Origin of the sequence: Pelagibius marinus, from assembly GCF_014925385.1 — a bacterium.
Classification (GTDB): Bacteria; Pseudomonadota; Alphaproteobacteria; order Kiloniellales; family Kiloniellaceae; genus Pelagibius; species Pelagibius marinus.
On record NZ_JACSDK010000003.1, the window covers coordinates 115847 to 135462 of the forward strand.

General features: G+C 68.6%; 20 protein-coding genes and 1 other RNA gene. 7 read left to right on the forward strand and 14 right to left on the reverse strand.

Annotated features, from left to right (window positions below; genetic code table 11):
• Position 1 precedes the first annotated feature (1 nt).
• The 13 genes from mraY to H7X47_RS05860 all read right to left on the reverse strand — a co-directional run bounded on the left by mraY (position 2) and on the right by H7X47_RS05860 (position 13644).
• On the reverse strand, positions 2-1090 hold the full coding sequence (gene mraY / locus H7X47_RS05800) for a phospho-N-acetylmuramoyl-pentapeptide-transferase (RefSeq protein WP_193367705.1): 1089 nt from the start codon (positions 1088-1090) through the stop codon (positions 2-4).
• Positions 1091-1103: 13 nt separating this feature from the next.
• Positions 1104-2567, reverse strand: coding sequence for a UDP-N-acetylmuramoylalanyl-D-glutamyl-2,6-diaminopimelate--D-alanyl-D-alanine ligase (locus tag H7X47_RS05805; RefSeq protein ID WP_193367706.1), 1464 nt, complete (start codon positions 2565-2567; stop codon positions 1104-1106).
• A complete protein-coding gene (locus tag H7X47_RS05810; protein WP_264373075.1) occupies positions 2567-4006 on the reverse strand; it encodes a UDP-N-acetylmuramoyl-L-alanyl-D-glutamate--2,6-diaminopimelate ligase in 1440 nt (479 codons plus the stop codon). The genes H7X47_RS05805 and H7X47_RS05810 overlap by 1 nt, the downstream gene beginning before the upstream one ends.
• 25 nt (positions 4007-4031) lie before the next feature.
• Positions 4032-5831 carry a peptidoglycan D,D-transpeptidase FtsI family protein gene (locus H7X47_RS05815; RefSeq protein ID WP_193367708.1) on the reverse strand — a complete coding sequence of 600 codons (1800 nt, stop codon included), beginning with the start codon at positions 5829-5831 and terminating at the stop codon, positions 4032-4034.
• Positions 5828-6226, reverse strand: a complete 399-nt coding sequence (gene ftsL, locus H7X47_RS05820) for a cell division protein FtsL (RefSeq protein ID WP_193367709.1) — start codon at positions 6224-6226, stop codon at positions 5828-5830. Before ftsL ends, H7X47_RS05815 begins: the two co-directional genes overlap by 4 nt.
• A complete protein-coding gene (gene rsmH, locus H7X47_RS05825) occupies positions 6223-7248 on the reverse strand; it encodes a 16S rRNA (cytosine(1402)-N(4))-methyltransferase RsmH (RefSeq protein ID WP_193367710.1) in 1026 nt (341 codons plus the stop codon). Before rsmH ends, ftsL begins: the two co-directional genes overlap by 4 nt.
• Positions 7245-7712: a division/cell wall cluster transcriptional repressor MraZ gene (locus H7X47_RS26265; protein ID WP_193367711.1), complete on the reverse strand. Its 468-nt coding sequence runs from the start codon at positions 7710-7712 to the stop codon at positions 7245-7247. Before H7X47_RS26265 ends, rsmH begins: the two co-directional genes overlap by 4 nt.
• 406 nt (positions 7713-8118) lie before the next feature.
• Positions 8119-8507, reverse strand: an RNA gene (rnpB, locus tag H7X47_RS05835) — RNase P RNA component class A.
• Positions 8508-8536: 29 nt separating this feature from the next.
• Positions 8537-9226: an N-acetylmuramoyl-L-alanine amidase gene (locus H7X47_RS05840; RefSeq protein WP_193367712.1), complete on the reverse strand. Its 690-nt coding sequence runs from the start codon at positions 9224-9226 to the stop codon at positions 8537-8539.
• A 33-nt stretch (positions 9227-9259) separates the two neighbouring features.
• Positions 9260-10183, reverse strand: coding sequence for a DMT family transporter (locus tag H7X47_RS05845; RefSeq protein ID WP_227010243.1), 924 nt, complete (start codon positions 10181-10183; stop codon positions 9260-9262).
• Positions 10180-12033 (reverse strand): ABC-F family ATP-binding cassette domain-containing protein, encoded by a 1854-nt coding sequence (locus H7X47_RS05850; protein WP_193367713.1) that lies wholly within the window; start codon positions 12031-12033, stop codon positions 10180-10182. Before H7X47_RS05850 ends, H7X47_RS05845 begins: the two co-directional genes overlap by 4 nt.
• Positions 12034-12035: 2 nt before the next feature.
• Positions 12036-12767 carry a TerB family tellurite resistance protein gene (locus H7X47_RS05855; protein ID WP_193367714.1) on the reverse strand — a complete coding sequence of 244 codons (732 nt, stop codon included), beginning with the start codon at positions 12765-12767 and terminating at the stop codon, positions 12036-12038.
• Between the two features lie 121 nt (positions 12768-12888).
• The gene (locus H7X47_RS05860) at positions 12889-13644 is read right to left on the reverse strand and encodes a DUF3750 domain-containing protein (RefSeq protein ID WP_319633544.1); all 756 of its coding nucleotides are present in this window, start codon (positions 13642-13644) and stop codon (positions 12889-12891) included.
• A 198-nt stretch (positions 13645-13842) separates the two neighbouring features.
• Here H7X47_RS05860 and H7X47_RS05865 point away from each other — a divergent pair, with 198 nt between their 5' ends.
• Both H7X47_RS05865 and H7X47_RS05870 read left to right on the forward strand, forming a co-directional pair.
• Positions 13843-15234: a methyl-accepting chemotaxis protein gene (locus tag H7X47_RS05865; RefSeq protein WP_193367715.1), complete on the forward strand. Its 1392-nt coding sequence runs from the start codon at positions 13843-13845 to the stop codon at positions 15232-15234.
• Positions 15235-15387: 153 nt separating this feature from the next.
• Positions 15388-15987 (forward strand): glutathione S-transferase family protein, encoded by a 600-nt coding sequence (locus tag H7X47_RS05870; protein ID WP_193367716.1) that lies wholly within the window; start codon positions 15388-15390, stop codon positions 15985-15987.
• Here the strand turns inward: H7X47_RS05870 and H7X47_RS05875 are convergent.
• Positions 15947-16933 (reverse strand): DMT family transporter, encoded by a 987-nt coding sequence (locus H7X47_RS05875; protein WP_193367717.1) that lies wholly within the window; start codon positions 16931-16933, stop codon positions 15947-15949. The genes H7X47_RS05870 and H7X47_RS05875 overlap by 41 nt on opposite strands.
• A 130-nt stretch (positions 16934-17063) precedes the next feature.
• Between H7X47_RS05875 and H7X47_RS05880 the strand changes: the two genes are divergently transcribed.
• The 5 genes from H7X47_RS05880 (at position 17064) to H7X47_RS05900 (ending at position 19572) form a co-directional block, all read left to right on the forward strand.
• Positions 17064-17525 (forward strand): Lrp/AsnC family transcriptional regulator, encoded by a 462-nt coding sequence (locus H7X47_RS05880; RefSeq protein WP_193367718.1) that lies wholly within the window; start codon positions 17064-17066, stop codon positions 17523-17525.
• A 21-nt stretch (positions 17526-17546) separates the two neighbouring features.
• The gene (locus H7X47_RS05885) at positions 17547-17894 is read left to right on the forward strand and encodes a hypothetical protein (RefSeq protein WP_193367719.1); all 348 of its coding nucleotides are present in this window, start codon (positions 17547-17549) and stop codon (positions 17892-17894) included.
• The gene (locus H7X47_RS05890; RefSeq protein WP_193367720.1) at positions 17894-18205 is read left to right on the forward strand and encodes a hypothetical protein; all 312 of its coding nucleotides are present in this window, start codon (positions 17894-17896) and stop codon (positions 18203-18205) included. The genes H7X47_RS05885 and H7X47_RS05890 overlap by 1 nt, the downstream gene beginning before the upstream one ends.
• A 13-nt stretch (positions 18206-18218) precedes the next feature.
• Complete coding sequence (locus tag H7X47_RS05895; protein WP_193367721.1) at positions 18219-18551, forward strand: hypothetical protein; 333 nt, start codon at positions 18219-18221, stop codon at positions 18549-18551.
• 82 nt (positions 18552-18633) lie between these two features.
• Positions 18634-19572, forward strand: a complete 939-nt coding sequence (locus H7X47_RS05900; protein ID WP_193367722.1) for a homocysteine S-methyltransferase family protein — start codon at positions 18634-18636, stop codon at positions 19570-19572.
• Positions 19573-19616 lie beyond the last annotated feature (44 nt).

Genomic DNA, 19616 nt, shown 5'->3' on the forward strand with positions numbered 1-19616 from the left:
CTTATCTCAGCTTGAGGGTGGCGAGGCCGGCGAGGGCCAGGATGGAGGCGATGATCCAGAAGCGGATCACGATGGTCGGCTCGGCCCAGCCCTTCTTCTCGAAGTGGTGGTGCAGCGGCGCCATGCGGAAGACGCGCTTGCCGGTCATCTTGAAGGAGGCGACCTGGACGATGACAGAGACCGTCTCGAGCACGAAGAGGCCGCCGATGATTCCCAGGACCAGTTCGTGCTTGGTCACCACGGCGATGGAGCCCAGCGCACCGCCGCAGGACAGCGAGCCGGTGTCGCCCATGAAGACCATGGCCGGCGGCGCGTTGAACCACAGGAAGCCGAGACTGGCACCCACCAGGGCGCCGCAGAAAACGGCCAGTTCGCCGGTGCCGGGCACGTAGTGCACCTGCAGGTACTCGGCGAAGAAGGAGTTGCCGACAAGGTAGGCGATCAGCGCGAAGCAGCTGGCGGCGATCATCACCGGCACGATGGCCAGGCCGTCCAGGCCGTCGGTCAGGTTCACCGCATTGGAGGCGCCGACCATGACGAAGACCGCGAAGGGCACGAACATGATGCCGAGGTTGACCAGCAGGCTCTTGAAGAAGGGGACCGCCAGATGGGTGTCCATCTCCGGCGGCGCGATGTTGGAGATCCACAGCGCGACCAGGGTGGAGATGATCACCTGGATCAGCAGCTTCAGGCGGCCGGGCAGGCCGTCGCTGGAGCGCTTGGTGAGCTTCAGGTAGTCGTCGACGAAGCCGACGGCGCCGAAGCCGGTGGTGACGAAAAGCACGCACCAGACGTAGCGGTTGGTCAGGTCCGCCCACAGCAGGGTGGAGATGGTCAGCGCGATGAGAATGAGGAAGCCGCCCATGGTCGGCGTCCCCTTCTTGGTCAGCAGGTGGCCTTCCGGCCCGTCTTCGCGGATCGGCTGGCCCTCGCCCTGCTTGGAGCGCAGCCAGGCGATGATGCGCGGACCCAGCAGGAAGCAGATGGCCAGCGCCGTGATCACCGCGCCGCCGCTCCGGAAAGTCAGATAGCGGAACAGGTTGAAGATCGTGATGTCTTCGGCGAGGGGGACAAGCAGGTTATAGATCATACTTTGTTGTTTCCTACCGTCCGTTGGCTTTTTTGGGGCCGTTTGCTACTTGCGGTGAGTCGTCGCCGAGCGCAATCAGCGCCTCGACGATCACGGCCATGCGGCTGCCGAGCGAGCCTTTCACCAGCAGGGAGTCGCCGGGCCGGACCGCGTCCACGACGGAGCCGGCCAGTTCCTTGGAGGTCTCGGCGTGGGCGCCGCGCCGCTTTTCCGGCAACGCCTCGTGCAGCGCGGCCATGGAGGCGCCGCAGGTGAAGACCAGGTCGATGCCGGCGGCCTCCAGCGGGCCGGCGAGGCCGGCGTGCATCTCGTCGGAGCGCTCGCCCAGCTCCAGCATGTCGCCCAGCACGGCGATGCGCCGGCCGCCGTTGCCCAGGCTGGCGCGGCCCAGCACCTCGAAGGCCGCGCGCATGGAAGTCGGGTTGGCGTTGTAGCTGTCGTCGATCAGCTTGAAGGTACCGGCCGTGGTCTCGATGCTGTGGAGTTCGCCGCGGCCCTTCAGGGGCTTCAGGTTGGCGAGCTCGCCGGCGGCCTTGACCACGTCGGCGCCGGCGGCGCTGGCCGCGGCCAGCACGGCCAGGGAGTTCATCACCCAGTGCGAACCCGGCATGGCCAGGCAGTAGTCGATCTCCTGCCCGCGGATGCTGGCGGTGACGGCGCTGCAGGTGGCGTGCAGCGAGCAGTCGATCAGGCGCGCGTCGGCCTCCTTGTGGCGGCCGAAGGAGACGATGCGCGTAACGCCGGCGTCCTCCGCCTTGGTGCAGAGGTGATGGAACAGGGCGTTGTCGCGGTTCAGCACGGCGGTGCCGTTGGAATCCATGCCCTCGAAGATCTCCGACTTGGCGTCGGCGATCTCGGTGATCGAGGTGAAGTTACCGATGTGGGCCGGCTCGATGTTGGTGATGACGGAGACGTGCGGGCGCACCAGCGCGGTCAGCTCGCGGATCTCGCCGGGATGGTTCATGCCCAGCTCGAAGACGCCGTAGACGGCGTCGCGCTGCATGCGCGCCAGGCTCAGGGGCACGCCCCAGTGGTTGTTGAAGCTGCCGACGCTGGCGGCGGTCACGCCCTGCGGCGTGAGGCAGAGGCGCAGCGCCTCCTTGGTGCCGGTCTTGCCGACCGAGCCGGTAACGGCGATGAGCCGGGCCGTGCTGCGCTCGCGCGCCGCGGTGCCCAGGCGCCACAGCGCGGCGAAGGTGTCGTCGACGATCAGCAGCGGCAGGGACTCGTCCACGCCGTCGGCGCGCCGGTGCACCATGGAGGCGGCGGCGCCGGCTTTGATGGCCTTGCCGGCGTAATCGTGGCCGTCGAAGGTCGGCCCCTTCAGCGCGACGAAGAGGTCGCCCGGCTCCAGCGTGCGCGAGTCGATGGAAACCCCGGTCGCCTGCCAGTCCGTGGTGTTGCGCCCGCCGGTCGCCTGGGCGGCTTCCTCGGCGGTCCACAGCACTTCTTTAGCTGCAGCGGTCGCGGCGGCCATCACGCGCCTCCCGCCAGCTTGGAAATTGCGGTCCGGGCGATTTCCCGGTCATCGAACGGCAAGACTTGTCCCCCAACAATCTGGCCTGTCTCATGGCCCTTGCCGGCAATGACCAGTACGTCGCCCGGACCCAAAGCGGCCACCGCGGTGGCGATGGCCGCCCCCCGATCGCCGATCTCCTGCGCGCCCGGGGCCTCGGCCAGCATTTCCTGGCGGATGCCGGCGGGATCCTCGCTGCGCGGGTTGTCGTCGGTAATGATGGCTTCGTCGGCCAGCGTCACGGCGATGCGGCCCATCATGGGACGCTTGCCGGGGTCGCGGTCGCCGCCGCAGCCGATGATGACGAAGAGCTTGTTCTGGGTATGCGGGCGCAGCGCCTTCAGCACCGTCTCCAGGGCGTCGGGCGTGTGCGCGTAGTCGACATAGACGTGGCCGCCGGCCGGCGTGGCGCCGACCAGCTCGACCCGGCCCGGCACGCCGGAGACCTGCTCCAGCGCCTTGACGGCCTTGTCGGTATCAACGTCGCCGGCCAGGACGAGGCCCAAGGCGGCCAGGACGTTGTCGGCCTGGAAGGCGCCGGCGACGGGCAAGGCCACGTCGTAGTCCCGGCCGAAGACCGTGATCTTCAGGTTCTGACCGGTGGCCGTCGGCTGCTGGGCGAGGAGGCGCAGCTCGGCGCCCGCGTTCTTGCCGTAGGTGATCAGCCTCACCCCGCGCGCGCGGCAGGCGGCGACAACGTCGGCGCCGGCCGGGTCGTCGACGTTGACCACCGCGGTCCCGCCGTCCTGCAGCAGCCCGGTGAAGAGCCGCAGCTTGGCGGCCAGGTAGGCCTCCATGGTGCGGTGATAGTCGAGATGATCGCGCGTCAGGTTGGTGAAGGCTGCGGCACTGACCCGGACCCCATCAAGCCGAGACTGGTCTAGGCCGTGGCTTGAGGCTTCCAGCACAACGTGATCGATGTGGTCACGGGCCAGCGTCGCAAGGCAGCGGTGCAGTTCCACCGAGTCCGGCGTGGTCAGGGAGGCCGGAGCGTCGGCGCGCGGCGGCTGCAGGCCGAGCGTGCCAAGGCTGGCGGCGTCGTGACCCAGCGCTTGCCAGATCTGCCGGGTGAAACTTGCGACCGAGGTTTTGCCGTTGGTGCCGGTGACGGCGGCGACCGTCTCCGGCTGGCATCCGTAAAAGCGGGCGGCGAGCAGAGCAAGCCGGCGCCGCGGATTGGGATCGGTGATGAGGGCGACCGGCGTCGTCGTCTCGGGCAGCCGGGTGCCCTGCGGCGCCAGCACGGCGGCGGCGCCTTTTTCCAGAGCCTGGGGGATGAAGTCGCGGCCGTCGGCGCGGCTGCCCGGCAGGGCGGCAAAGAGATAGCCCTCGGCCACCTGCCGGCTGTCCGCCGTCAGGCCGCTGATCTCTATCTCCGCCTGTGCCGTTGCCGGCTGCATTACCGCTTCCTCACCTTGCAGAAGGTCAGTTAGACGCAAGTTGGCGACCTTCCGCGTTCGTCTCGATATCGACGAGCATCTGCTCGATCAGTTCGTTGTCGTCCCCGCGCGGCGCCACGCCGAGCAGCGGGCCGATGCGCTCGATCAGGCGTCCCGCGATGGGCGCCGCGACCCAGCCGCCGGTGGCGTAGCCGAAGGTCTCCTTGGTCGGCTTCGGCTCGTCGACCATGGCGAAGACCACGTAGCGCGGGTCGTCCATGGGAAAGGCGCCGACGAAGGAGGCGATGCGCGAGTTGCGCGCGTAGCCGCCGCCCGATGGCTTGTCCGCCGTGCCGGTCTTGCCGCCGACGACGTAGCCGGCGGTGTTGGCCTTGCGGCCGGTGCCCTTGACCACGACCAGGCGCATGAGCCGGCGCATCTTTTCCGAGGTGGCCGCGGCGACCACGCGCCGCCCCTTGCCGGCCCCTGCGGGGTCCTGCTTCAGCAGGGTGGCGCGCGCTTCGGTGCCGCCGTTGATCATGGCGGCGACGGCGCTGGTGAGCTGCAGCGGCGAGACCGCCAGGCCGTGACCATAGGAGATCGTCATGGTGTTGATTTCGCGCCACGGCGAGGGCACCAGCGGCTGGCCGACCTCGCTCAACTCGACGCCGGCCGGCTGCAGCAGACCGAGGCGCCCGAGGAACTCCTTCTGGCGCGGCGTCCCCGCGTCCATGGCCATGTGGACGGTGCCGATGTTGCTGGAATACATGAGAATTTCCGGGATCGACAGCCACCGGTTCTTGGGGTGGTAGTCGCGGATCGTGAAGCGCGCCACGCGGATCGGCTGGCGCACGTCGTAGCCGTCGTTCAGATCGACGATGCCCTCGTCCAGCGCCATGGCGGTGGTGAAGAGCTTGAAGACCGAGCCCATCTCGTAGATGCCCAGACTGGCGCGGTTGAAGCGCGCGTCGGCGGGGGCGGCGGCCGGCTTTTCCGGGTCGTAGGTCGGCAGCGAAACCATGGCCAGCACCTCGCCGCTGCGCGCGTCCATGACCACGCCGGCGGCGCCGATGGCGCGGAACTCCGTCATGGCGCCGGCCAGTTCCTGGGCCAGCACGTGCTGGACGCGCAGATCGATGCTGAGCTGCAGCGGCTTGGCCGAGGCGCGCAGCACATCGTCGAAGGACTGTTCGATGCCGGCCAGGCCCTGGTTGTCGACGTCGGTGAAGCCGACCACGTGCGGCAGCAGGGCGCCGTGCGGGTAGAAGCGGCGCTGCTCGCGCTGGAAGTAGAGGCCCGGGATGCCGAGGCGGTTCACCCGGTCCTGCTGGCGCGGTGTCAGGTTGCGCTGCAGCCACACGAAGCTGCGCCCGCTGGCCAGCTTGGCGCGCAGGTGGGCGGGGCTGAGGTCGGGCAGCGCCTCGGCAAGGCGCTCGGCGGCGCGCTGCGGATTGCGGATGTGCTGCGTGTTGGCGTAGAGCGAGGCCGTCGGCATGGTCGTCGCCAGCACGATGCCGTTGCGGTCGACGATGTCGGCGCGGCCGGTCTCCAGCGCGTCGGAGGACAGGCTGCGCGCCAGCGAAGGCTCGTGCTGGTCGGCCATGAGGCCCAGGTCGACCAGCCGCCAGCCGATCAGCGTAAAGGCCAGCGTGAAGCTGACGGCGGCGACCAGCAGCCGGGTGCGGCCGGTCTCCAGCGCCTGCTTGGTGGCGCCGTCGACGCGCACCACCGCCGGGCGGCCGCCACTCAGGTCACCCTTGGGCAGGGCGCGGGCGTAGGGATCGCTCTCCGGCCTGGCGGGCGGCAGCGGCTGACGCAGTTGCCGGGTGATGAAACGGCGGATCATTGGCGCAGCGCTCCCGCCGGGCCGGCGGACGCCTCGACCCCGGCTTTCACGAGGGTCGCCGCGGAGGGCCGTTTCGAATCTTCGTTCTCGGGCGCGACGCCGTCTTCCTCTTCCGGCGCGCCGGGCAGCGGCAGGTCCTGGAAACCAACGACACGCTCGGCCGGGATCGGCCCCATGCCCAGGTGGCGCTGGGCCAGCGTGGCGATGCGCGACGGGCTGTTGAGGTAGCTCCACTCCGCTTCCAGCACGTGGACGGCTTCCTGGTCGCTGACGATCTCGCGCTGGGTCTGGGCGATTTCCTGCTCCAGGCTGCGCACTTCCTGCTTGATCTGGAACAGGATCAGGGCCGTGACCGAGCCGGCCACGAGCCAGCAGAAGATGACGAGGCGCTTCATGTGACGCGGGCCTCCCCCTGTCTGCGGGGCCAGGCCGGGGCGGCGGTGCGTTCGGCGGCGCGCAGCTGGGCGGAGCGGGCGCGCGGGTTCTCGCGGCACTCCTCCTCGCCCGCGCGGCGGGTGCCGCGGAACAGCGGTGTGAAGGTCGGGTCCTTGGCGTCCTCCGCCAGGCTCGGCGGGGCGTGGCGCGAGCCGCCGGCCTGCTGGCCGCTGCGCACGCGCAGGAACTGCTTGACGATGCGGTCTTCCAGGGAGTGGAAGGAGACCACGGCCAGGCGTCCACCGGGGCCGAGCAGCGCCTCGGCGGCCTCCAGGCCGCGGTGCAGTTCGCCCAGCTCGTCGTTCACGTAGATGCGCAGCGCCTGAAAGGTGCGGGTCGCCGGATCGATGGCTTTCGCGCCCTTCGGTCCCTTGGGGCTCTTCACCACGCCGCGCACCAGCTCGGCCAGCTCCCCGGTGCGGGTCAGCGGCTTCTCGGCGCGGGCGGCGACGATGGCGCGGGCGACCTGGCGGGCGCGGCGCTCTTCGCCATAGGTATAGATAATGTCGGCCAGCTCGGCCTCGGGCAGGGAATTGACCGCGTCGGCGGCGGTCGGCCGCTCGCCGGCGCCTTCCATGCGCATGTCCAGCGGCCCGTCGGCGCGGAAGGAAAAGCCGCGCTCGGGCTGGTCGAGCTGCATGGAGGAAACGCCGAGGTCGAGGGCGACACCGTCCAGCGGCTCGCCCAGCTGGTCGGCCAGCAGCTCGGCCATGTCGCCGAAGCAGCCCTCGACCAGCTGCAGGCGCCCGGCATAGCCGGCGGCCAGCTCGCGGCCGCGGGCGACGGCGCTCTTGTCGCGGTCGATGCCCCAGACGGTGCAGTCGGCGGCCTCCAGGATGGCGCGGCTGTAGCCGCCGGCGCCGAAGGTGCCGTCAACGTAAATGGCGCCGTCGCGCGGCGCCAGGGCTTCCAACACTTCCTTCAGGAGAACCGGGCGGTGCCCGCCGGCGGTGGGGCCGGTGGAGGGAGGCCTGGGGCTCATCGTCCACCTCCGCCGCCCTGTGGCGCGGGAATGGTCAGGCGCTGCTCGCGGGCGCGGTCGCGCGCCGCCGCCTTGTGGGCCTCCAGCTTGCCGGGCTCCCAGATCTGGAACAGCTGGCCCATGCCGACGAAGGCGGCCTTGCCGGTGATGCCGGCATGCTGGCGGAAGTTCTCCGGCAGCTGGATGCGGCCGGTGCTGTCGAAGGGCAGCTGCTGGGAGTCCGAGAAGATGGTGGTCGCCAGGTCGTCGGAGTCGGCGGAGAAGAGGTCCAGTTCGCCGACGCGGGCGATCATCTGTTCCATGAAGTCCATGCCGCAGCCCTCGACCGCATCGGCGCGATGCGAGCGGAAAGCGGCGATGCCCTGGAAGGGCAGGCCGGCGAGTGCCTGGCGGAACGGCGCGGGCACGGATACTCTGCCCTTGGCGTCCACCTTGTTCTCGAAGGTGCCAATAAAGATCGCCACCTGCTTCCCCTGCGGCTCCTTCCCCGCTCGTCTGTCTCGGCCACCCCGGCGTCATCTGCGCCCCCAACGGTGACTTGGCAAAAATCGCCGTACCTTACCCCTAAAATGGGATTATTTGGGATATCATGGGATTTCATGGGTGTCAATGCCGCTACAAGTAATTATTGCGGGTTAACAAGAGCTTAAAGTGATCTTTTCGGGGCCTCGGCATGTAGTTGTGGCACCCCTTGTGGGTCTTTCGAGAAAAACCACAATCAAAGCCCAATCGAATCTGGCCCCGAGATCTGTTCTTTCTTTGTTCCAGGAAAGGCAAAAATGTGGCAGAAACCGGCGCTCGACGGGGCACAGCGGCGGTTTTGCGCGGCGCCGGGCCCGGGAGGTATTGGGGGATGTATTGGGGAAATAAAACGCCAGACGGCCTGTAAGCCGGGTTCTGTCCCGCGGGTTGCCCCGCATGGATGGCCATTCATCTGGGACGCCGGTTGCCCGGCGCCTCGCGCGATCGACCCGGACGGCGGCGCGGAAACCCGCGTGGCGGCCCCGAAGGCCCGCCGGCCGTCCCTACTTGATCTTGCTCCGGGTGGGGTTTGCCGTGCCGTCCCCGTCGCCGGGGCCGCGGTGCGCTCTTACCGCACCCTTTCACCCTTACCTGCCCGAAAGCAGGCGGTTTGCTTTCTGTGGCACTTTCCCTGGGGTCGCCCCCGCCGGGCGTTACCCGGCACCCTGTTTCCGTGGAGCCCGGACTTTCCTCCCCCGGAACCCTAGGGCCCCGAAGGCGGCCATCCGGCCGTCTGGCGTCTCTCTATGTAAGAAGCAGGCGGTTTTCAGTCAATCACGGCGAGCAGGGCGGCCATGCGGCGGCGGGTCTCGGCGTCGGCGCCGCCGGTGATGCCGTTCTGGCGGTAGTGGCGCTGGAAGGCGCGGATCACGGCGGGCAGGTCCTCGTCCGTAAAGCCGTAGCCGATGCGCTTGAGGGCCTGGCCGACGGCGCTTTCCAGCACCGCCGCGGAGCCTTCCTCCGGCCAGAGGCCGATGCCGCTGCCCGCCAGGCCGCGCCAGTCGAACAGTTCGCCCGGGTCCTCTTTGCGCAGGGGCGCCACGTCGGCGTGGCCCAGCACCCGCGCCGCCGGGATGGGATGGCGCGCCAGGATGTCCAGGGCCAGGGATTTCAGGGCCGCCATCTGCGCCGGCGGAAAGGGGCGGTAGCCGAACTCGTGGCCGGGATTGACCAGCTCGATGCCGATGGAGCGGGCATTGATGTCGCTCGCCCCCTGCCAGAGAGCGACCCCGGCGTGCCAGGCGCGGCGGTCCTCGCCGACCAGGGCGAAGATGTGCCCGTCCTCCTCGATGCAGTAGTGGGCGCTGACCTTGGCTTCCGGGTCGCAGAGGCGCTGCAGCGCCGCCTCGCCGCTCGGCATGCCGGTGTAGTGCAGCACCAGGGTGTCGATCTCCTGGCCGTCCGGGCGGGCGTCGTGGTTGGGGGAGGGGCGATCTATGATATCCGAATCCGTCATGGCCCCACTATACCCTGATATATGCCGTTCTGCTTATAGCCGCTCGGCTTCGGGGGCGGTCGTTTTCGGGCGGCGCAGGATAATGATCCCCACCCCCGCGATGGTCATGACGCCGCCGGAAATGAGATTCACGGTCAACTCCTCGTCCAGGAAGACGACGCCGGACATCACGCCGAACAGCGGCACCAGCAGGGTCGCCGACATGACCTGGTTCATCTGGTAGCGCTGCAGCAGCCAGTACCAGCAGCCGTAGCCGATCACCACCACCGCCACGGCCTGATAGACCACCGCGAAGTAGGCCCAGAAGTCGGCCTGGCGCACGGCCTCGATCTGGCCGTCCTCCAAGACCGCCGAGGCGGCGAAGAGCATCGGCGTGGCGAAGACCGCCAGCCAGGCGTTGAGGGTGATGCCGTCCACCTCCTTCAGCCGCTTGATCATCACGTTGGCGATGGACCAGATGAAGCAGGCGGTGAGCACGAAGCTGAGCGCCAGGTACTGGCCGTCCAGGCGCGGCTCCCCGGCGATCACGGCGACGCCCAGGAAGGCGATGGCCATGCCCAGCGCGCGGCGCCAGCCCAGCCTGTCCTTGAAGAAGATGGCCGCCAGCAGTGAGGCGAAGGGCACCTGAAGCTGGATGGTGATGGCCGCGGTGGCGGCGTCGACCGTCTTCAGCCCGTTGAACATGAAGGAGAAGTGCAGCAGCCCCAGGACCACCGCGATGGCGAAGACGGCGCCCCATTGGCCGTGCGGGCGTTTGGCGAAGGGCAGCAGCAGGATGGCGACCAGCAGAAAGCGGCAGGCGACCAGGAAGATCGGCGGGATCTGCTGCAGGCCGATCTTGGCGACGGCGAAGTTGAGGCCCCAGAGAATCATGATGCCGAGCACCAGCAGCAGGTGCAGCGGGGTGAGCGGCGTCTCGGCGCTCGGCGCTTCGCGGCGGGGCTTGGCGTCGCTCAAGAGGTGAGCTCTCCCTTGCCGGCCTCGAGCGCTTCGCGCTCGGCCTCCAGCTCCAGCCAGCGTTCCTCGGCCGCGGCCAGCTCCGCGCGCCGGGCGGTGAGTGTTTTGGTGGTCTCGGCGAAGGCGCCGGGGTCCTTGGCGTAGAGCTGCGGGTCGGCCAGCTTTTCCTCCAGCGCCGTCACCTCGGCGGTCAGCTTGTCGATGCGCCCCGGCAGCTGGTCCAGCTCGCGCTGGTCCTTGTAGCTCAGCTTCGCCGCTTTCTTCGGCCGGGCGGCTTCCGGCCTGGGGGCCGCCGCCTTGGCGCGCGCCTTGGCCTCGCTGCGCGCGGTCTCGCCGCGCTGCTTCTTGTAGTGCAGGTAGTCGCTGTAGCCCCCGGCCACCTCCACGGTCCGGCCGCCCCCCTCCATGGCGATCACCGAGCTCACCAGGCGGTCCAGGAAGTCGCGGTCGTGGCTCACCAGGATCAGCGTGCCTTCATAGTCGCTCAGCACCTCTTCCAGCAGGTCCAGCGTTTCCATGTCCAGGTCGTTGGTCGGCTCGTCGAGGACCAGCAGGTTGCTTGGGCGGGCGAAGAGGCGGGCCAGCAGCAGGCGCGCCTTCTCGCCGCCGGACAGCGCCTTGACGGGCTGGCGCGCCTGGCTCTCGTCGAAGAGGAAGTCCTTCAGGTAGGAGACCACGTGGCGCTGGCGGCCGCGGGCGATGATGGTGTCGCCGCCGTCCGGGGCCAGCACCTGCCAAAGGGTCGCCTCGGGGTCGAGGCTCTCGCGGCGCTGGTCGAAGTAAAGCGGCTCGACGTTGGCGCCGATCTTCAGCTTGCCGCTGTCCGGGGCCAGGGACCCTATGAGGATCTTCACCAGGGTCGACTTGCCGGCGCCGTTGGGCCCGATGATGCCCAGGCGGTCGCCGCGGCGGATGCGGGTGGAAAAATCCTTCAGGATGACCACCTCTCCTTCCGCCCCGCTGAAGCTCTTGGAGAGGGTCTCGGCCTCGACCACCATGTCGCCGCTGCGCCCGCTGCTGGCGGTCTCCAGCTTGGCGGTGCCGATCTGGTTCAGCCATTCGGCGCGTTCCCTGCGCAGGCCCTGCAGGCGGGCGAGGCGGCCCTGGTTGCGCTTGCGTCTTGCGGTGACGCCGCGCTGCAGCCAGCGCTCCTCGCGCACGATCTGGCGTTCCAGCTTGTGCTGCTGCTCGGCTTCCTGCTGGCGCAGCTCCTCGGCCCAGTCCTCGAAGTAGGCGAAGGACTTGTCGAGGCGCTGCAGCCTGCCACGGTCGAGCCACAGCGTGGTGTTGGTCAGCTGCGAGAGGAAGGTACGGTCGTGGCTGATCACCAGCAGGGCGCCGCGGAAGCGCTTCAGCTCGCCCTCCAGCCAGTCGATGGTCGGCAGGTCCAGATGGTTGGTCGGCTCGTCGAGCAGCAGCACCTCGGGGTCGGAGACCAGGCAGCGGGCCAGCGCCACGCGCCGGCCCTCGCCGCCGGAGAGCCCGCCCAGCTTGCGCGTCCCGTCCAGTTCCAGGCGCAGCAGCACCGCGTCGACGGCGTGGCGCGGCGCGTCCGGTCCGCCCGCCGGATCGCGGGTGACATAGGCGGCGATGGTCTCGTCGGAATCAAACTGCGGGTCCTGCGGCAGGTAGGCGACCTTTGTGCCCGGCTGCACGAAGCGTTCGCCGCCGTCCAGGTCCTGCAGACCGGCGATGATCTTCAGCAGGCTCGACTTGCCGGTGCCGTTGCGCCCCACCAGGCAGGCGCGCTCGCCGTTTGCCAGCGCCAGGTCGAGGCCGCTGAACAGCGTCGTCGCGCCAAAGGCCAGGCGCGCGTTCTTCAACGCGATGAGGGGAGGCGTGGCAGCCATGGTTACTTAATGCCGCGCAGCTTCTTGATTTCGTCGTAGGCGGCGTTGATGACCGCCAGCTTCTCGTTCGCCATGTCGACGAACTCCTGCGGCAGGCCCTGGGCGACCAGGCGGTCGGGATGGTTCTCCACCACCAGCTTGCGGTGGGCGTTGCGGATCTCCTGGTCGCCGGCCTCGCGGCTGACGCCGAGAATGCGGAAGGGGTCGCCTTTCTCTGCGCCGACGTTGGCGGCGCGGATGCGGTCCCAGTCCTGCGCGTCGAAACCGAAGATGACGGCGAGCTGTTCCAGGTAGGCCAGTTCTTCCTCGGCCACCCGGCCGTCGGCGCGGGCGATGTGGAACAATCCGCTCAGCAGTTCCTCCAGCACCGCCGGGTTGTCGGCGAACATGCGGGCCAGCTGCTTGGCATAGGGCTCGAAGCCGCCGGCGTCCTTGCGCGCCTGGTCGAAGACCCGCCCGACGTTCTTCATCTCGTCCTGGGGGATGTGGAAGACCTGCTTGAAGGCGTCCACCTCGTCGCGCGTCACCTGGCCGTCGGCCTTGGCGAGCTTGGCGCCCAGCACGATGACGCCGATGGTGAAGGCGATCTGCTTGGTGGCGTCATTGGCCTCGGGGCCGGTCGAGTCCTTGAACTTGTCGACGGCATGGCCGGCGATGGCGCCGATCAAGGCGCCAATCGGGCCGCCCAGCGCGAAGCCGGCGGCGCCACCGAGAATCTTGCCCCAAACGCTCATGTCGTCGCTGTCGTCGGAAAGGAGGGAGGAAAAGGTCGACGGCGGCAGAATGACGGCCCGCCCCCGGTGGCGTCAAGCCGCGCCCGCGCAAGGCTGCCCTGCGCGGGAAGGCCTGCTGCGCTCAGTTGAGGCCGATCCGCCCCAGCCCGGGCAGCTTGAAGGCCAGGTCCTTTGGGTCGACACCGAAGGTGAGGCCCAGCAGGTTCAACTCGAAGCCCTCCTCCAACGCCAGCATGCCGCCCAGAACGCCGTAGAGGGAGACCTGGTAGCCGGTGCCGCTGGGCGTGGCGGCGGCGAAGTCGCCGGGGGCCAGATAGTCCTTGCCGACGGCCGTCGGCGGCAGGTCGAGCTTCAGCGCCGGCACCTGGCGGGCGACGCTCGCGGTAAAGGTGTTGGAGTTGGGCCCCGGCCAGGTGCGGTAGAGCCCGGCGTAGGGATAGGCGGCGACCGCTGCCTCGATCTGCGGAATCGCCTCGGCGGCCGCGGCGCCGCGCAGTTCGGCATAGATCTGCGGCTCGGCGCCGAACCAGCGGCGGTCGGGCGGGCCTTCGCGGCGGGTCAGGCCGTTGCCGTCGCGCCAGTAGCGCCAGCCGATGACCTCGTAGGTCACGTAGGCGTCGGCCTTTTCCGGCTTCACCGCGATCCAGGTGTGCACGGCGAAGGCGCCGCGCCAATGGAAGGCCCGCGCGCCGTAGACCTGGACCACGGCTTCCGGCGTGCTGGCGGCCGGCGGCACGATGGCGGCGCTTTCCCGGCTCGCGGTGTACCAACTGCGCTCCAACGAAACCTCACCGGTCATGAGGGCCAGGGCCGGTCCGGCAAGAAGAACGCCGAGAATCAACACCATGCGCCGCAGATTGACGATTAGATAAGTCACAGAATCGGACCCGTATAACCCGTATAAGTAGTGTCGAACTGAATACTCAACCTAGATGCTCAATATGGCGCTGTTGTGGCGGAAATATACCGGCGGTTTTGCTCATATAAGGCTTTCTTAACGCTGTTCCGCCAAATTATCGCCCAATGGGACCGGACGGAGAGCCGGGTCTGGGACTTGGGGACAGAAGGGTTGGAAATGTCGGGCGACGTGGCTTCGGAAGCTAAAATTATAGAGGGTTTGGCGCGCGAGGCGGCCGGGCTTGGGGTCGAGATCGTTGATGTTGCGGGCAATATCGACGAGATCTCGACGCGGGTCGAGCAGCAGGCGCGCTCGTTTCGCGGACTGGTAGAAAACGCCGGCGAGGTGAACGACAGCAATCGGCGCATCGCCACCGCCGCCGGCCACGCGCGCGAGAAGGCGACCGAAACCGCCAGCAGCGTGCGCGAGTCCGAAAACACGGTGCGTAACGCCGTCAGCGACATCGTTGCGCTGGTCGAGGCCGTCTCCGTCATCGAGGGGCAGCTGACCGGCCTGCAGGAGGCGCTCAGCGAGGTCGCCCAGGTGGCCCAGGGTATCGACGCCATCGCCAAGCAGACCAACCTGCTGGCGCTGAACGCCACCATCGAGGCGGCGCGCGCCGGCGAGGCCGGCCGCGGCTTTGCCGTGGTGGCCGGCGAGGTGAAGGAACTGGCAACCCAGACCTCCAAGGCGACGGCACAGATCGACGAGACCCTGAAGCGGCTGACCGAGCAGGCCGACCAACTGATCAACCAGGGCAACGAGACCACCGGGCGGGCCGAGTCCGTGCGCAGCGGCACCCAGACCATCGGCGACGTGATGAGCGTCGTCGGCCAGGCGGTGACCGGCATCGAGGAAGACACCACGGCCATCGCCGAGAGCGCGGCGCGTATCGACCAGCAGTGCGGCACCTTCGTGACCACCCTGGAGGGCATGAACGAAGAGGTCGCGGTCTCCAGCAAGACCCTGGGTGAGGCGCGCGATCGGGTGAACCGCCTCATCGGCGTCAGCGAGAAGGTCATCCGCCTGACCGCGCAGTCATCCATGAATTCGCTGGACGGCCCCTTCATCAGCCAGGTGAAGGATGTGGCCGCCAAGGTCTCCGCCGCCTTCGAGCAGGCCATCGCCGATGGCCGCATCACCGAAGCGCAGCTTTTCGACCGCGACTACAAACCGATTCCGGGCAGCGATCCGGAGCAGCTCATGGCCGGCTGCGTCGCGCTGACCGACGAAGTCCTGCCGCCGATCCAGGAGCCGCTGCTCGACTTCGACGAGCGCGTCGTGTTCTGCGCCTCTGTCGACGTGAACGGCTTCCTGCCGACGCACAACTTGAAGTTCGGGCAGCCGCAGGGCGACGACCCTGTGTGGAACGCCGCCAACTGCCGCAACCGGCGCATCTTCGACGACCGCGTCGGCCTGGCCGCCGGCCAGAACACCGAGCCCTTCCTGCTGCAGACCTATCGCCGCGACATGGGCGGCGGCAACTTCGTCATGATGAAGGACGTCTCGGCGCCCATCATGGTCGGCGGCAAGCATTGGGGCGGCGTGCGCCTGGCCTACAAGGTCTGACGCTGCGTTTAGGTGTTTGGCCGCTTGCAGGATTCTTGCCCTGCGCTTGGCTATCGACCCATCACAAACAATCGCCTAAGGTCTCCGCGATTCCGGTCGGCGCCGACTCCCGGCGTCGCCTCCAACACACTGTCGATACGCGCGGAGGCAGCGATGCAGCTCTTCTATTCCCCCACGTCCCCCTATGCCCGCAAGTGCCGGGTGGTGGCGCGCGAGCGTGATCTCATGGCGGACGTAGAGGAGCTCGCCGTCGTCCCCAACGACGATCCACCGGAGCTGCAGCGCCGGAATCCCCTGGGCAAGGTGCCCTGTCTTGTGCTCGACGACGGCGCAGCGATCTTCGACAGCCCGGTGATCGCCGAGTATCTCGACGGCCTGGGCTCCGGCCCGGCGCTGATCCCGGCCGCCGGCCCGGCGCGCTTCAAGGTGCTGGTGGCCGCCGCCCTGGGCCAGGGCGTGACCGACGCCGCCTATCTGGCCACCGGCGAGTCACGCCGCCCGGCGGACAAGCGGTCGCAGGAGGTGGTCGACCGCTACCGCGCGGCGATGCTGCGCAGCGTCGACCACATGATGGATCATCTGAATGGGCTGCCGGGCGAGCTGACCATGGGCCACATCGCCTGCGGCACGGCGCTGGGTTACCTGGACCTGCGCCACGGCGACCTGAAGTGGCGCGACGGCCACGACTCGCTGGCGGCCTGGTTCGAGGAGTTCAACGCCCGCCCTTCGATGCAGGAGACCGCCCCGGCGTAATCCGCCGCGAGGTGAGTCGCCCCAAGGTGAGTCGCTCCAAGGTGAATCGGGGCGGCGCGAGGCCGAGGGCCGTCGCCATGCCGGCGGTGACCAGACCCGCACCCGCCAGGTCGCCGGCGCCGGGCACTTCGCCCAGCAGCGGCCAGGCCAGCAGCACGGCGATGGCCGGGACCAGGGTGGCGAAGACCGCGCCGCCGCCGGCCCCCAGCAGCGCCACCGCGCGGCTGTAGCAGACCAGCGCCAGCACCGCCGCGAAGAGACCCTGGAAGACCGCCTGGCCGGCGACCTCCGCCGGCGCGGCTTGAAGCAGCCGCGGTTCGGCGAAGACCAGGTAGGCCGGCAGGTAGAGCAGCAGCGAAAGTACCGAGACCAGGGCCGTGGCCTGCAGCGGCGCGGCGCCCCAGGCGCGCGCGGCCACCGTGTAGCCGGCCCACAGCAGGCCGCCGGCGGCGAAGAGCAGCTGCCCCTTCCATTGTCCCGGCTGGGTATCGAGCAGGTTCTGGCCGCCGATCAGCGCGATGCCGGCCAGGATGACGGCGATGCCGAGGAGGCGCCGGCGCGGCGGGCGGTCGCCCAGCAGCAACCAGCCGCCCAGGGTGGAGCAGGCCAGCATGCAACTGGGCGTGATGATGCCGCCCTGTCCCGCCGGGGCGTAAGCCAGGCCGCCGGCGGTCACCAGCACGTAGGGCGCACCGGCCCCGGCGGCCAGCACCAGGGCGCGCGGCCAGCCGAGCCCGCCGGTGCCGTGACGCAGCACCAGCGGCAGCAGGACCAGGCCGGCGACGCCGAAGCGCAGGGCGGCGAGGTCGGCGGCGGCCAGGGTCTCGGCCTGGATGCCGATGGCCGAGACCACCGGCCAGGCGCCCCAGATCAGCGCGGCGGCGAGGCCGTAGAGCACGGCGGCGGAACGGCCCTGTTCCGGCGCGGGGAGGGAGAGGGACGACATGGCCTGGTCCTCGTTGTGTTTCGGGGAAAACCGACGATAGGCCGAAGGGGGTGTCGCGATACTGCGTTATGTGCCGGGTCAAGCAGAAATTAATCGTGAAAACGCAAAAACGAGCCGATAAACTGCAGATATGGATGAATTAGATCAGTATGACGTCGCGTTGCTCGACGCTTTGCAGCAGGACAACCGCCAGACCTCCGAGATGCTGGCCATCGCCGTGGGCCTGTCGCCGACGGCCTGTCAGCGCCGCATGAAGCGGCTGCGCGAGGCGGGTTACATTGCCGCCGACGTTTCGGTGCTGGACCCGGCGAAGGTCGGCCGGCGGATCACCTTCATCGTGCAGGTCGATCTCGCCCGCGGCCGGGCCGACATCGTCGACGGCTTCAAGCGGGACATGCAGAAGATCCCGGAGGTGCAGCAGTGCTACTACGTCACCGGCGAATGCGATTTCGTCCTGGTCGTCGTTGCCGAGGATCTCGCCCACTATGAGCAGCTCACCCGGCGTCTCTTCTACGGCAACAACGTCATCCGGAAGTTCCACACCCAGGTTGTCATGGACAGCGTGAAACTGGGCCTTACAATTCCCCTCTAGGTTTAGACCTCTGGAGGGGGCATGCAGGTCTTGTTTTTCGTTGCGCTGCTCCTTCCGCTCGGCCTCTGGCTGCTTTGGCGAGGCTGGTCGGAAGGCGTCTGGATCAACCTTGCAATCGGTGGAACCTTCCTTTTCGTGGCCGCGGTTGTCTTTGCGGCGCTCTACTACTCTTCCCGAACCAGCCGCCGCCGTCATCGGCGCAAGCTGGCGGAAGGCACGGCAGCGGAGGTGGACTTGCCGCTTGGCGTCGGCGCGAGGCGCCGCTTCGACCGGAAGGCGCAGCCTGGAGACGACAATGCTTCCTCCGTCGATCCCATTGACGCCGACGGGGGCGGCTTATCCGACATAGACGTCGGAGGCTTCGATTGATGGAGGCTTTGCCGACCTGGCTCCTGGTGCTGCTCGGTATGGTCCCGGTGCTCTGGACGGCGTTCTGCGTTTTGAAGGCGCAGTTCGGGCTCGAATGCGGTTGGGCCTGCAGTGCCACCATTCTGTCGGCCGATGCTGTTGCGATTGCCTGGCTTCTTCTGGAGGGTCGGGAATTCGCGAACGGCGCGCAGCTCGCTTTTGCCTGGCTGTGCCTCTTTACCGTCAACGTCGGACTCGGCGTCGGCTGGCTCATCGGGCACCTGAAGCGCAAGCGCCGCCGTGCCGCCGAAGGGCCGCAAGAGACGCGATGAAGGGAATGCTCAGATGACGTCCTGGCTCGTCTTCCTCGTCCTCGAAGCCCTCGGCCTGCTGCTGCTGTGGTACGGCGCGCGCAGCGATGCGGAGGTGCAATTCGCCCTGGGCATCGTGCTGGTCTTTTCCGTCACGGCGCTGGTTCTGTTCCGGCTTCTGGTCAGGTTCCTGGCCCGCCGGCGCAGCGGCAAGACCGTGTCGAAGCGCAAGGGAGCCATGCTCGACGTTCCCGGAGCACTGGCGCTTTCGGCGGCCGATTCGGTCCGCGTCGGGGGAGCTGACAGAAAGGGCGAGGCCGCCTTCGACGGCACGAGCGGCGCGGAAATCGACATCGGCGACGGTTGAGCGCCGGCAGGGCGGAAGGGGTTTGGAATAGGCCGCCCGGCGTCTACAATCGCCCGGCCGCCTCCTTGCCGGGACACGACCCATGTATCAGGCCTTCATGGAGAACGCCGATTTCGTTCTCGGCCCGGGCTCGATGTACGAGCGCCTGCGCCGCGGCGGGGCGGCCGGGCTGGATCCCCACATCTTTCACGCCAGCCTGATCTACGACGAGCGTTCCCGCGCGGTCCTGGAAGGCGTCTGCCGGGAGTACCTGGACATCGCCCAGCGCCATGGCCTGCCCATGGCCACGACCTCGCCGACCTGGCGGGCGAACGCTGAGCGCGTGGCGCGCTCCGGCTGCGCGGACCGGGCCGTCAACCGCGATAGCCTGCGTTTCATGCGGGAACTGCGCGACTCCTACGGCCCCGGTGCCGCGCCCATCGTGATCGGCGGGACGACCGGGCCCAAGGGGGATGCCTACCTGCCGGCGGCAGCGCCGGGGACCGGGGAAGCCGAAAGCTTCCATCGCCCGCAGGTCGAGGAACTGGCCGACAGCGGCGCCGACTTCCTGGTGGCCAAGACGCTGCCCGCTTTTCCCGAGGCCCTCGGCATCGCGCGCTGCATGGCCGCCACGGAGGTGCCCTACGTGTTGAGCTTCGTGGTGCGGCCTGAAGGCACGCTGCTGGACGGCACGCCTCTCGACGAAGCCATCGCGCGCATCGACAACGAGACGCCCCGCGCGCCGGCCCACTACAACGTCAACTGCGTCCATGCCTCGGTCTTCGCCGCGGCCATTGCGGCGACCCGGGACCGCCGTCCGGAAGCCGCCGCGCGCATCCTGGGTCTCGACGCCAACACCTCGGCCAAGACGCCGGAGGAACTGGAAGGCCTGACGGAGCTGGACACGGAGGCCCCGGAGGATTTCGGCCGCAATGTCTGGGACCTGAGCAAAACCTGCGGAACGGTCTACCTAGGCGGCTGCTGCGGCTCCGGCACCGCGCACATCGAGGCCCTGGCCCTGCGGGGCAAGGCGGACGCCTGAGCCCTTGGGGGCCGGCGGAGCGGTCATATTCTGAGATAACGTTG

What these genes read in the sequence shown, in the direction of transcription:
- mraY (WP_193367705.1), bottom strand. Translation starts at nt 1,090, where the DNA reads ATGATCTATAACCTGCTTGTCCCCCTCGCCGAAGACATCACGATCTTC.
- H7X47_RS05805 (WP_193367706.1), bottom strand. Translation starts at nt 2,567, where the DNA reads ATGGCCGCCGCGACCGCTGCAGCTAAAGAAGTGCTGTGGACCGCCGAG.
- H7X47_RS05810 (WP_264373075.1), bottom strand. Translation starts at nt 4,006, where the DNA reads ATGCAGCCGGCAACGGCACAGGCGGAGATAGAGATCAGCGGCCTGACG.
- H7X47_RS05815 (WP_193367708.1), bottom strand. Translation starts at nt 5,831, where the DNA reads ATGATCCGCCGTTTCATCACCCGGCAACTGCGTCAGCCGCTGCCGCCC.
- ftsL (WP_193367709.1), bottom strand. Translation starts at nt 6,226, where the DNA reads ATGAAGCGCCTCGTCATCTTCTGCTGGCTCGTGGCCGGCTCGGTCACG.
- rsmH (WP_193367710.1), bottom strand. Translation starts at nt 7,248, where the DNA reads ATGAGCCCCAGGCCTCCCTCCACCGGCCCCACCGCCGGCGGGCACCGC.
- H7X47_RS05840 (WP_193367712.1), bottom strand. Translation starts at nt 9,226, where the DNA reads ATGACGGATTCGGATATCATAGATCGCCCCTCCCCCAACCACGACGCC.
- H7X47_RS05850 (WP_193367713.1), bottom strand. Translation starts at nt 12,033, where the DNA reads ATGGCTGCCACGCCTCCCCTCATCGCGTTGAAGAACGCGCGCCTGGCC.
- H7X47_RS05855 (WP_193367714.1), bottom strand. Translation starts at nt 12,767, where the DNA reads ATGAGCGTTTGGGGCAAGATTCTCGGTGGCGCCGCCGGCTTCGCGCTG.
- H7X47_RS05865 (WP_193367715.1), top strand. Translation starts at nt 13,843, where the DNA reads ATGTCGGGCGACGTGGCTTCGGAAGCTAAAATTATAGAGGGTTTGGCG.
- H7X47_RS05870 (WP_193367716.1), top strand. Translation starts at nt 15,388, where the DNA reads ATGCAGCTCTTCTATTCCCCCACGTCCCCCTATGCCCGCAAGTGCCGG.
- H7X47_RS05875 (WP_193367717.1), bottom strand. Translation starts at nt 16,933, where the DNA reads ATGTCGTCCCTCTCCCTCCCCGCGCCGGAACAGGGCCGTTCCGCCGCC.
- H7X47_RS05880 (WP_193367718.1), top strand. Translation starts at nt 17,064, where the DNA reads ATGGATGAATTAGATCAGTATGACGTCGCGTTGCTCGACGCTTTGCAG.
- H7X47_RS05885 (WP_193367719.1), top strand. Translation starts at nt 17,547, where the DNA reads ATGCAGGTCTTGTTTTTCGTTGCGCTGCTCCTTCCGCTCGGCCTCTGG.
- H7X47_RS05890 (WP_193367720.1), top strand. Translation starts at nt 17,894, where the DNA reads ATGGAGGCTTTGCCGACCTGGCTCCTGGTGCTGCTCGGTATGGTCCCG.
- H7X47_RS05895 (WP_193367721.1), top strand. Translation starts at nt 18,219, where the DNA reads ATGACGTCCTGGCTCGTCTTCCTCGTCCTCGAAGCCCTCGGCCTGCTG.
- H7X47_RS05900 (WP_193367722.1), top strand. Translation starts at nt 18,634, where the DNA reads ATGTATCAGGCCTTCATGGAGAACGCCGATTTCGTTCTCGGCCCGGGC.